The 11,135-nt window shown below is 74.1% G+C and carries 8 protein-coding genes and 3 pseudogenes; 4 read left to right on the top strand and 7 right to left on the bottom strand.

Annotated elements, in window-relative coordinates:
* Positions 1 to 100 precede the first annotated feature (100 nt).
* Positions 101 to 1,324, top strand: coding sequence for an HNH endonuclease signature motif containing protein (locus tag JKP76_RS01145; RefSeq protein ID WP_242471139.1), 1,224 nt, complete (start codon positions 101 to 103; stop codon positions 1,322 to 1,324).
* Positions 1,325 to 1,347: 23 nt separating this feature from the next.
* Here JKP76_RS01145 and JKP76_RS21955 read toward each other — a convergent pair whose 3' ends face one another.
* From JKP76_RS21955 to JKP76_RS19905, 3 genes and pseudogenes are all read right to left on the bottom strand, one after another.
* Positions 1,348 to 1,536: an EAL domain-containing protein gene (locus JKP76_RS21955; protein WP_309232791.1), complete on the bottom strand. Its 189-nt coding sequence runs from the start codon at positions 1,534 to 1,536 to the stop codon at positions 1,348 to 1,350.
* A 115-nt stretch (positions 1,537 to 1,651) separates the two neighbouring features.
* Positions 1,652 to 2,017, bottom strand: a pseudogene (locus tag JKP76_RS21950) (EAL domain-containing protein); the annotation flags it as partial.
* Between the two features lie 196 nt (positions 2,018 to 2,213).
* Positions 2,214 to 2,513 (bottom strand): annotated as a pseudogene (locus JKP76_RS19905) (GAF domain-containing protein); the annotation flags it as partial.
* 217 nt (positions 2,514 to 2,730) lie between these two features.
* On the opposite strand from JKP76_RS19905, the gene ychF reads away from it, so the two are divergent.
* The 3 genes from ychF to JKP76_RS01125 all read left to right on the top strand — a co-directional run bounded on the left by ychF (position 2,731) and on the right by JKP76_RS01125 (position 5,130).
* Positions 2,731 to 3,804 (top strand): redox-regulated ATPase YchF, encoded by a 1,074-nt coding sequence (gene ychF / locus JKP76_RS01135; protein WP_200489219.1) that lies wholly within the window; start codon positions 2,731 to 2,733, stop codon positions 3,802 to 3,804.
* Positions 3,805 to 3,885: 81 nt separating this feature from the next.
* Positions 3,886 to 4,509, top strand: a complete 624-nt coding sequence (locus tag JKP76_RS01130; RefSeq protein ID WP_200489218.1) for a maleylpyruvate isomerase family mycothiol-dependent enzyme — start codon at positions 3,886 to 3,888, stop codon at positions 4,507 to 4,509.
* A gap of 267 nt (positions 4,510 to 4,776) precedes the next feature.
* Positions 4,777 to 5,130 (top strand): DUF1801 domain-containing protein, encoded by a 354-nt coding sequence (locus JKP76_RS01125; RefSeq protein ID WP_200489217.1) that lies wholly within the window; start codon positions 4,777 to 4,779, stop codon positions 5,128 to 5,130.
* Positions 5,131 to 5,196: 66 nt separating this feature from the next.
* On the opposite strand, the gene JKP76_RS01120 is transcribed toward JKP76_RS01125, so the two are convergent.
* From JKP76_RS01120 to JKP76_RS01110, 4 genes and pseudogenes are all read right to left on the bottom strand, one after another.
* On the bottom strand, positions 5,197 to 5,883 hold the full coding sequence (locus tag JKP76_RS01120; protein ID WP_200489216.1) for a polysaccharide deacetylase family protein: 687 nt from the start codon (positions 5,881 to 5,883) through the stop codon (positions 5,197 to 5,199).
* A 258-nt stretch (positions 5,884 to 6,141) separates the two neighbouring features.
* A complete protein-coding gene (locus JKP76_RS23735) occupies positions 6,142 to 7,320 on the bottom strand; it encodes an FAD-dependent oxidoreductase (RefSeq protein ID WP_200492758.1) in 1,179 nt (392 codons plus the stop codon).
* A gap of 47 nt (positions 7,321 to 7,367) precedes the next feature.
* Positions 7,368 to 9,510 (bottom strand): annotated as a pseudogene (locus JKP76_RS23730) (acyltransferase family protein).
* Positions 9,511 to 9,672: 162 nt separating this feature from the next.
* Entirely contained in the window at positions 9,673 to 11,070 is a 1,398-nt protein-coding gene (locus JKP76_RS01110) for a protein adenylyltransferase SelO family protein (RefSeq protein ID WP_309232790.1), read from the bottom strand.
* Positions 11,071 to 11,135: the final 65 nt, after the last annotated feature.

Raw genomic sequence — 11,135 nt, 5'->3', positions numbered from 1 at the left:
GGCGATCTGTGGACAGGTCGCTGACCTGGGGATTCATCTGGTGGTGCGTTGCTGCTACCGGTACAATTCGTACATGTGTTCGAGTAGTTGTCAGTCACCGTTGGAGTGCCTCACCGGTGCCCTGGCGGCCCTGGCCGACCAGGACCTGAAGTCCTCCTTCGGGCCGGCGGTGATCGAGCGGACCGGGGTGCTGGTGCAGGCCCGCAACCGGCTGGACGCCGAGGTGGCCCGCACGGTGCGCGAGGGTGAGCTGACCCAGGCGCCCGAGCACGACGGCAAGGCGACGATGGCCTCCTGGCTGCGCGGGCACCACCGGCTGCCGGCCGGGGCGGCGAGCCAGCTGGTGCGCAACGGGCGGGCGTCGGAGCGGCTGCCGGCGCTCGCGGCCGCGGCCGCGGCGGGTCTCGTGCCGGCGGAGGCAGTGTCGGTGATCGCGCCGGTCGTGTCCGACGTGAACCTGGCCCGCGCCGAGGCCCAGGGCGTGGACGTGGCCGAGATCGACCGGCTGCTCACCCAGGTCGCGGTGACTGCTTCGCACGCGGAGCTGCGGCAGGCGGTCGGGCATTACCTCGCCCGGCTGGACCCCGACGGTGCCGAACCCGATCCCACCGAGCAGCGGTCCCTGACCTTCGCCAAGCACACCGACGGCACCCTGTCCTTCTCCGGCACGCTCGACGCGGTCGGTGGAGAGAAGTTCCAGGCCGCGATCGAATCGATCCTGCAGGCCTCCCGCCCCGCGGGGGACACCCGCACCCGCGCCCAGCAGGCCGGGGATGCGCTGGTGCAGCTGTGCGACAACGCGCTGGCCTCCGGCAGCCTGCCGGTGCTGCGCGGGCACAAGCCGCACATCGGGGTGCTGATCGACCACGAAGACCTGATGGACACCAGCTCAGCGGCCGGGGCGGGCGCCGGTGCCGCGCGGACCGGGTTCGGTGGGCTGATCTCCGCGGCGAAGGCCCGCTGGCTGGCCTGCGACGGCACCGTCACCCGCATCGTCATCGGCCCCGAAGGCCAGCCACTGGATCTGGGCCGCACCCAGCGGCTGGTGCCCCCGCACCTCCGCAGGGCGGTCGAGGTGCGCGACCAGCACTGCGTCTTCGCCGGCTGCGATGCGCCCAGTTACTGGTGCGACGTGCACCACCTCGTGCACTGGATCGACGGCGGCGACACCTCGCTGCACAACTCAGGGCTGCTCTGCGAACGCCACCACACCAAGGTCCACCACGGCTTCCGGATAGAACGCCAACCCGACGGCCGATGGCGCACCTATCGCCCCGACGGCACCGAGATCCTCCTCGGCGAACCGTTCCTCATCTCCGCCTGACCTCCCGCCGGGACGTGACCCGGCTACCCGAGTTCGACAGCGAGCCGACCCTGCCGTGGCACCGGTATGCCGCCCGGCAGGGCCGGCTCGGCGGCGTGCGCGGGGTGCGGCGGGGGCACTGCCGGGCGGCCGAAGTGCCACCCCTGCCCGTAGTCGACGTCGAGCGCCCGGAGCGTGGCCGCCTCCTCCGGGGTCTCGATGCCCTCGGCCACGACGCGGGCCCCGAGCCCGCGGGCGAAGTCGACCAGCGACGCGGATGAGGATGCTGCGCACCGAGTCGCTGTCCACGGCGGTGACCAGGCTGCGGTCGATCTTGATGACGTCCGGCGAGGTGACGACGATGTGGCGAAGCGAGGAGAAGCCGGCGCCGACGTCGTCGATGGCCAGCCGCAGCCCGGCCGCGCGGAACGGCGCGAGGGCCGCCAGGAGCTGGTCGTAGTCGTCCACCGGGTCGTGCTCGGAGAGCTCGAGCAGCACGCGGTCGGCGGGGAGGCGGGAGAGCAGCGCGGCGCACTCCGGCGTCAGCAGCGTGCCGGGGGAGACGTTCATGGCGACGTACCCGTCGACCCGGTCGAGCAGGTCGGCCGCACGCGCCAGGGCCAGGAGCTCCAGTTGGTCGCCGCGGCCGACGCTGTGCGCCTCCGCGAAGACGACGTCCGGGGTCTGCTCCCACTCGGCGGGGAAGCGGCTCAGCGCCTCGGACCCGACGCGCAGGCCGGTCGCGAGGTCGACGATCGGCTGCAGCGCGACGACCGGGGCCGCCGCCGGCGGTGATCGGGTCGAGCCGCTGCTCGATGCCGTTGCGCCGCTCCGCCTCCTTGACCTGCGGCTCGATGATCACCGAGGCGGCCGAGGCGAGGACGTCCATCAGCGCCTTGTCGCGCTGGGTGAGGTCCCGGTCGGAGGTGAGCCCCGCGGCGCAGAACGTCCCGTACAGCGTCCCGTCGGAGAGCGTCACCGGCACCGAGACGTAGCTGCGGATCCGCGGCATGCGGGCCGCCGGCAGCCGCATCGCCGCCGGGAAGTGCTTCAGGTCCGGGATCACCGCCGGCAGTTCCTTGTCGAGGATCGCCTGGCAGAGCGTGGTCTCCTGCATCTGCGTGACGCCCTCCTGGAAGAGGAAGGGCACCGAGGACTCCACGACCTCCAGGTGCTGGGTGGTGCCGTCCAGCCGGGACAGGAACGCCACGGACAGGCGCAGTGACTTCTTCGCCGTCCGGAGCAGTTCGGCGATCTGCTGCTCGGCATCGGTGCGCTTCGTGCCCACGGTGGGTTCCTCTCGGCTGCGTCACGGAAGTCGTCGGCCGATCGGGGCACGAACTGGAGGGCGGCTGCCCCGGAGGGGTCGGGCCGGCGGGGACGTCGTCGTCCGGAGCACCGGCGCCCGGCACGTAACCTGGACCCCCGTGAGCCTCACCATCGGGATCGTCGGCCTGCCCAACGTCGGCAAGTCGACCCTCTTCAACGCCCTGACCAAGAACGACGTGCTCGCGGCGAACTACCCGTTCGCGACGATCGAGCCCAACGTCGGCGTGGTGGGCGTGCCCGACCCGCGGCTGGACAAGCTCGCGGAGATCTTCGGGTCGCAGAAGATCATCCCGGCGACGGTGTCGTTCGTGGACATCGCCGGCATCGTGCGCGGCGCCAGCGAGGGTGCCGGCCTGGGCAACAAGTTCCTGGCGAACATCCGCGAGAGCGACGCGATCTGCCAGGTCATCCGCGTGTTCACCGACCCCGACGTCGTGCACGTCGAGGGCAAGGTCGACCCGGCCGACGACATCGAGACGATCAACACCGAGCTCGTGCTGGCCGACATGCAGACGCTGGAGAAGGCGATCCCGCGGCTGGAGAAGGAGTCGCGCAAGGACAAGGACCGCAAGGTCCTGCACGACGCCGCCGTCGCCGCCCAGGCCGTGCTGAACGAGGGCCGGACCCTCTTCGCCGCCGGCGTCGACCCCGAGCCGCTGCGCGAGCTGAGCCTGCTCACGACCAAGCCGTTCCTGTACGTGTTCAACGTCGACGCCGACGAGCTGGGCAACGCCGAGCAGCTGGACGAGCTGCGCGCGCTGGTGGCGCCCGCCGAGGCGATCTTCCTGGACGCGCAGACCGAGTCCGAGCTGATCGAGCTGCCGGCCGACGAGGCCGCCGAGCTGCTCGAGTCGATCGGTCAGAGCGAGCCGGGCCTGGACCAGCTGGCGAAGGTCGGCTTCCGCACCCTCGGGCTGCAGACCTACCTGACCGCCGGCCCCAAGGAGGCGCGCGCCTGGACCATCCCGGTCGGCGCCACCGCCCCGCAGGCCGCGGGCGTCATCCACACCGACTTCCAGCGCGGCTTCATCAAGGCCGAGATCGTCTCCTTCGACCAGCTGGTCGAGGCCGGCTCCATGGCCGAGGCCAAGTCCAAGGGCTGGGTCCGCATGGAGGGCAAGGAGTACGTCATGGCCGACGGCGACGTCGTGGAGTTCCGCTTCAACGTCTGAGGGGCCTGCGGGACGTGCCGATGAGTTCCGGTGGCACCGCGGGTCCCATGCGCGACGCCTGACGGACGACGGGAGAAGCGCGTGGGAGACGTCTGGTCGATGGTGCACGCGGAACGGGCGGCGCTGATCGACGACCTCGAGGACCTCGACGCCGCGCGGTGGGAGGAGCCGTCGCTCTGCGGGGGCTGGACCGTGCACGACGTGGTCGCGCACCTCGTCGACTCGGCCGGCACGACCAAGATCGGCTTCGTGGTCGGCCTCGCGCGCGCGGGCTTCGACTTCGACCGCCAGAACGCCCGCGGCGTGCTGCGCCATCGCGGTGCCTCGCCGCAGGAGACGCTCGCGCGGCTCCGACGAGTGGCGTCGCGGAGGTCGACCCCTCCGGCGCCGCTGGACAGCCGGCTCGTCGAAGAGGTCGTCCACGGGGAGGACATCCGTCGTCCGCTGGGCCTCACCCGCTCCTACCCGGAGGAAGCCGTCGTCCGGGCGCTCCGCCTGCAGGCGCGCACCCCGGCGTCCTTCGGCGGAGCCAAGGAGCTCGTGGGGCGCGTCCGGCTCACGGCACCCGACGCGGACGTGTCGATCGGCGACGGCTCGGAGGTCAGTGGCCCCGCGCTCTCGCTGCTCCTGGCCGTCTCCGGGCGGCGGGTGGCGCTGGCCGACCTCGACGGACCGGGGGTTCCCGTGCTCGTGGCGGCGAGCTGACCCCCGCCCGGGGTCCGGCCGGCACGGAGCTCTCGACGGCCGCGATCGGGAGCCGGGTCGCCGAGGTGCTGCGCAGCCACCGTTGCCGGCGGTCGCCGCTATGCTGCGGATCGGTGGCTCGCGCCACCGACAGCACTTCCAGGCGACCACTCGCCTGAATCTTCTCGGAGAGGCCCGACCAGGTCGGGGCACGTCCGGTGGGGGTGCGGCGTACCGATACGCCGACTTCACGGTGATGCTCGGCGTCGGCCGACGAGAGGACCAAGCATGTCGTCGAAGGACGAGAAGAACCTCGCTCAGGTGATCGACACCATCGCGAAGCTGGACGAGCCGCGGCGGTCGCTGATGCAGCGGGTGCACGACGTAATCATGACCAGCGCTCCGGCCCTGAAGCCGCGGATCTGGTACGGGATGCCGGCCTACGCCCTCTCGGCGGGTACGCCGGCACTGGTGACCCTGCGCAGCGACGACCGCATAAATCTCGCGCTCACCGAGAAGGCCGACTTCCGGCCCGCCGGCGGCTCGGACGGGTCCCTGATGCCCGCGGCCTGGTACTTCGAGACCGTGGATGAAGCGGCGGAGCAACGGATAGCCGACATCGTCAGGGCCGTCGTCTCCTGACCCCGTGAGGTCCGAGCCCGCCCGCCGGTCCAGCCGCGGTCGGCGAGTGGGTTCCTGACCCGGGGGTCAGGGCAGGTGCTCCGACAGCTGCACGAAGCGGAAGCCATCGGCGGTGAGGCGGGGGAGGGCGGCGGCGACACCGGCGGCGGTGCCGCCGGTGGGCTGGTTCAGGTGGCCGATGACGATCGAGCCCGGGCCCGCGGAGCGCAGCGAGGCGGTCACCTGCGCGGCCGAGAACGTGGCGCCGGCGTCGCCGTTGACGTCGAAGTTGACCACCGTCTGACCCAGCTCCCCGGCGATCCGGACGGCGACGTCGTCGTAGTGCGCCGTCCCGGAGCGGAAGAACCGGGGCGGCGCGCCGGTCAGCTCGGTCAGGGTCCGCGTGTTGCCGTCGACCTCGTCGAAGGCCGCGCCCGGGCCCGTGGTCCCCGCGATCCCGTAGGCGGCGGCGCCGGTCACCGACAGCGGCTGGTGCGCCGTCCCGTGGTTCGCCAGCTCGAACAGCGGATCGGCGGCCAGCTCCGCCGCCAGGTCGGGGTGCGCGGTGATCCACCGCTGGTTCAGGAACAGCGTCGCCGGCGCCCCGGCCGCCCGCAGCGCGGCGATCAGCGCGGCGTCGTACCCGCTGCCGTGCGTCCCGCCGCAGGCGTCGAAGGTCAGCGCGACCACCCGCTCCGCCGTCGGCAGCCGGTTCACCACCCCCGGCACGTCGAGACCGAACGCAGTGGGGCGCACCCCCGCGTACCGCGCCACCACGTCCTCCCGCGTCGGCCCAGCGGTCCCGCCAGGAGCACCCGACGGGGCGGAGGTCGGGGCTGCGGCATGCGGGGTGCTGCTGGGCGCGGGCGCGCGCGTCGGACCGGACGGCGCAGCGACCGACGGCGCGCAGGCCGCGGCGAGACCGGCCGCCGCCAGCAGGAGCAGGGCCCGCCGATCGGGTGAGATGAGAGGCGGGCACGGCGAGGCAGTATGCCGGGCGCTCCCGCCGGAGCCCGCGCGACGGGCCGGGGCTCAGACCCGGCCGCGGAGGATCCGCCGGGTGTAGATCCGCGGCAGCACGTAGCGGTCGAAGAACCAGGTGGAGCGCCGCGGTACGAAGGGGTCGAGGAAGGGCACCGACGGGCTGGGCCGGCCGCCCCGGTCCACCTCGTTGAGCACCAGCGTCCGCCGGGCGACGGTGATCGGCATGACCGTGTAGCCGTCGTAGCGCTGGAGCTCCCGGCCGCGCGCGGCCGCGGCCAGGTTCTGCGACAGCACCGCCACCTGCTTGCGCAGCGCACCACCGGAGGGCCGGGTCCCGACGTCGGCGGCGTCGCCGATCGCCCAGATCGAGCCGGACCGGCGCGAGCGCAGCGTCTCCGGATCGACGTCCACCTGCCCGGACGGGCCGGCCAGCCCCGCGTCGGCGATCCACGACGGCGCCCGGTAGTGCGGCACCGCGTGCGCGAAGGCGACGTCGCCCAGCACGTGCCGGCCGCTGCGCGAACCGACCACCACGGCGTGCGCGTCGGCGTCCACCGTCTCGATCCGCGCCTCGCGCAGAACCTCGACGCCGAAGTCGGCGAACGCCCGCTCCAGCACCTCGTCGGCGCGCGGCACACCGGTCGCGGTCGCGCCGGGCAGGACGAGGCGGACGTCAAGGTTCCCCAGCACCCCCGCCCGCCGCCACGCGTCGCACGCCATGAACAGCGGCTTGAGCGCCGTCGGCGCGCACGACGCCGGCTCCGGCGGCACGGTGAACACGACCGTCCCGCTGCGCAGCGACCGAAGCCGCGGCCACACCGTCGGCGTGCTGCCGGGGACGTACGAGGACGCCGCCCACCCGTCCGCGTAGGCGGCCTGCAGCCCCGGCGTGGCGGCCCAGTCCTCCTCCAGGCCGGGGCACAGCACGAGCGTGGCGCACGACAGCGTCCGGCCCGACCGGGTCCGCACGGTCATCGCCGCCGGGTCGACCGCCTCGACGGTGTCCCGGATCCAGGTGCAGCCCTCGGGCACGACGTCGGCCATGCGGAGCTCGAGGTCGGCCATCTCCGCCTCGCCGCCCGCGACGTAGTTGAGCAGCGGCTTGTAGCGGTGCACCGGCTGGGCGGCCACCACCGTCACCCCGCGGACCCCGTCGCGCAGCAGCTTGGCGGCCAGGGAGATGCCGGCGTTGCCGGCCCCGACGATCAGCACCTCGGAACGGTCCACCCAGCGAGCCTGCCCACTCGCGGCCGATCCCGCGCGGCGAGCGCCGGTCAGGGCTGCAGGATCGCGGCCGCCAGCTCGGGGGCGATCCGCTGCGCGTACTCGGCGGTCAGGTGCTGACCGTCGCCGTACACCGGCGTGCTGCCCACGAACGTGGGGCAACGGTCGTCCACGCAGAACCACGGCTCGGGGTCGATCGCCCGCGCTCCGGTCGCGGCGGCCACCGCGCGCTCGCTCGCCATCTGCGGGGCGAAGGTCTCGGTCCGGACCGCGGAGGCAGTCCTGCGGCCCGTTGAGGCTGGTCGGGCAGGTCTGCAGGCTCTCCGAGCCCGGGGGCGCGCCGAGGACGACCACCCGGGCGCCCGAGGCCTGCACCCGGCGCACGATCTCCGTGAGGCCCTCGGTGTACAGCGACGGTCGGTCCGCGCCGCGCTGCAGCTGGGCCCGCCAGGAGTGGGTCATCACCACGACGGTCGGCGGGTTCTCCAGGATGTGCTCCAGCGCCCACTCGCGGTGCTCGACGCAGCCGTCGAACGGCTCGCCCTCGAACAGGGTGAGCGCGGTGATGTTGGGGCACAGGCCGAACGTCAGGCTCTGCACCGACCACCCCGCCGGGACGAACTCCTCGCGCAGCCCCGGCACCCACGCGGCGGCGAAGGAGTCGCCGAGGACGGCGATCGACTGCGTGGCGTCGGCATCGCCCCACCGGCACGTGTCGACGTTCTCCTCGCTGATGTGCAGGCACCCCTCGTCCCACTGCTTCGTGAGGTAGCCGGGCAGCTCGTCGAGGCTCGGGTCGAGGTCGGCGGGCCACTCCGTCGCGAAGGTGGCGGCCTGGATGTCGCGCTGGAGCGGGGTGAGCGGGGGCAGCCCGCCGGCGGCGGCCGCGGCGTCCGCCTCGGCCGCCGCCCGCGCGGCCTCGGCCTCCCCGGCCCCGGCCTCGCCCTGCGGCAGGACAACCACGGTCACCGCGGTGGCCGCCGTGACCACGACCGCGGCGACACCCACCAGCCCGGCCCGGCGGAACACCGGGCGCGCCCGCCTGCGGTCCACCGGCCGGTGCGGCAGCAGCCAGTTCGTGTGCAGCACCGGCTGCTCGATGCAGTAGTAGGACACCGTGGCCAGCGCCAGGGAGACGGCGAGCGCGGCCGCGTAGAAGCGCGGCGTGCCGGGTGCCATGAGCACCCCGGCGACGACCACCACCGGCCAGTGCCAGAGGTAGAGGGAGTAGGAGATGGCGCCGACGAACCCGGCCGGTGCGCTGCCCAGCGCCCAGCGGCCGCCCGGCCCGCCGGGAGCGGCGCCCCAGGCGAGCAGCGCGGCCGTGCCGACGACGGGCAGCGCCGCCGCCGTCCCCGGGAACGGCGTCCCCTCGTCGAGGACGAACGCGGAGGCGAGCACGACGGCCAGCCCGGCCCACGCCAGCGCCGCCCGCAGCGGGGCGGGCAGCCGGGAGAGCTGCGCCGCCGAGACCGCGACGAGCGCGCCCAGCCCGAGCTCCCAGGCCCGGGTGAAGGTGGAGAAGTAGGCCGTCGTCGGTGACGCGCTCGTCGCGTGCACCGACCAGGCGAACGACGCCGCGGTCACCGCGCCGAGGACCACCCACAGCACGACGCGACGGCGGCCGGCACCGGCCAGCGGGACGGCGAACGCGAGCAGGACCAGCGCCGGCCAGACGAGGTAGAACTGCTCCTCGACCGCCAGCGACCAGAAGTGCTGCACCGTCGAGGGCGCCGCGGTCAGCGCGAAGTAGTCGGTGCCCTGGCGGGCGAAGTTGATGTTCGCGCCGAACAGCGCCGCCCAGACGACGTCGGTGACCGTCTCCTCGAAGCGCCCCCGCAGGAAGACGACGTACGCCACCGCCGTGGTGGCCGCCAGCGTCGTGAGTGCGGCCGGCAGCAGCCGGCGCGCCCGCCGGGCGTAGAAGCCGCGGAAGGAGATCCGCCCGGTCCGCGCCCGCTCGCGCACCAGCAGCCCGGTGATGAGGAAGCCGGAGATGACGAAGAAGACGTCGACGCCGACGAAGCCGCCCGCGGGCCACCCCGTGACGTGGGCTGCGACGACGAGGCCGACGGCCACGGCGCGCAGCCCCTGGATGTCGGCCCGGTGGTGGCTCTTCCCGGCCGGACCGGCCGGAGCGGCGGCTCGGGGCTCCGGGGGGCGGGCATCGGTCAGGGTGGTCGCGCCCACCATCGACGTCCTCCTGTGTGAGTGCTGGCTGCGTGCCGCAGCGCAGCACCTGCGTCGGCCCCTCTTCCATCGGCAGATCGACGCGCCCGTCGTCCCCGGGGCGCCAGTCTGCCTCGCCCCCGCTCCCGTCGACAGGGGGCCGCGCGATTCCGCGGCGCGGTCGGCTCAGGTGCCGCAGAAGGTGCGGAACGCGGCGCCGAAGTCGCGGGGCGCGGGCTCGGCGTACCGCTCGTGGTCCGGGCGCTCCTCGAAGGGTGAGCCCAGCACGTCGAGCAGCTCGTCGAGCAGCGCGAGGTCCCCGCCGGTGGCGGCGTCGAGCGCCTCCTCGACGAGGTGGTTGCGGGGGATGTACACCGGGTTCACCCGGTCCATCGCCGCGCCGTCCGGGGAGAGCGCCCGCCAGCGCTCGAGCCAACCGTCGAGCCCGGCCAGGTCGAGGACCAGCAGCCGCACGGGCTCGGCGTCGCCGCGGGCGGCGTCGGCGAGCCGGCGGAAGAACGACGTCCAGTCGACGTGGCCGGCCTGGAGGAGGGCGAGCAGATCGGTCACGAGGTCGGCCACCACGGCGTCGTCGGCCCCCGCGGGCAGGCCGAGCTTGGCCCGCATCCCATCGGCGAGGGCGGCGTCGTACCGCGGCCGGAACGTCTTCAGCGACTCGACGGCCAGCGCGACCGCCCGGTCCGGGTCCTCGTCGATGAGCGGCAGCAGCGCCTCGGCCAGCCGCGCCAGGTTCCACTCGGCGGCCAGCGGCTGGTAGCCGTAGCGGTACCGGCCGCCCTCGTCGATCGAGCTGAAGGAGGTGTCCGGGTCGTAGGCCTCCATGAACGCGCACGGGCCGTAGTCGATCGTCTCGCCGGAGATCGTCATGTTGTCGGTGTTCATCACCCCGTGCACGAACCCGACGAGCATCCAGCGGGCCACCAGCGATGCCTGCACCGCCAGCACCGCCTCGAACAGCGCGAGGTAGGGGTTGGCTGCGTCGGCCGCTGCGGGGTGGTGCCGGGCGATGGCGACGTCGGCCAGGCGGCGCAGCAGGTCGACGTCGTCGGTGGCGCGGGCGTACTGGAAGCTGCCGACCCGCAGGTGGCTGCTCGCCACCCGAGCCAGGACGGCGCCCGGCAGCACCGTCTCGCGCCGGACGGCCCGACCGGTGGCGACGACGGCGAGCGCGCGGGTGGTCGGGATGCCCAGCGCGTGCATCGCCTCGCTGACCACGTACTCGCGCAGCATCGGGCCGACGGCGGCCAGGCCGTCGCCGCCGCGGGCGAACGGGGTGCGGCCCGAGCCCTTGAGGTGCAGGTCGCGCACCGTGCCCGCGTCATCCACCAGCTCGCCCAGCAGCAGCGCACGGCCGTCCCCGAGGCGGGGCGAGTAGCCGCCGAATTGGTGCCCCGAGTACGCCTGGGCGACCGGCCGGGCGCCGTCGGGGACGGCGGTGCCGACGAGCAGCCGCAGCCCCTCGGGGGTGCGCAGCGCGGCCGCGTCGAGGCCGAGCTCGGCGGCCAGCGGCTCGTTGAACGCGAGCAGCCGCGGGTCGGGGGCCTCCTCGGCCTGCCACGGCACGGCCAGCTCGAGGGAGGGCGCGGGCGAAGCGGTCGTCGAGGCGGAGGGCCTGACCGGTGTGGACG

It is taken from the genome of Blastococcus sp. TML/C7B (assembly GCF_016612845.1).
Lineage (GTDB): Bacteria > Actinomycetota > Actinomycetes > Mycobacteriales > Geodermatophilaceae > Blastococcus.
This window is presented reverse-complemented; position numbering and strand designations above follow the sequence as displayed.

What these genes read in the sequence shown, in the direction of transcription:
- JKP76_RS01125 (WP_200489217.1), top strand. Translation starts at nt 4,777, where the DNA reads ATGTCGTCGAAGGACGAGAAGAACCTCGCTCAGGTGATCGACACCATC.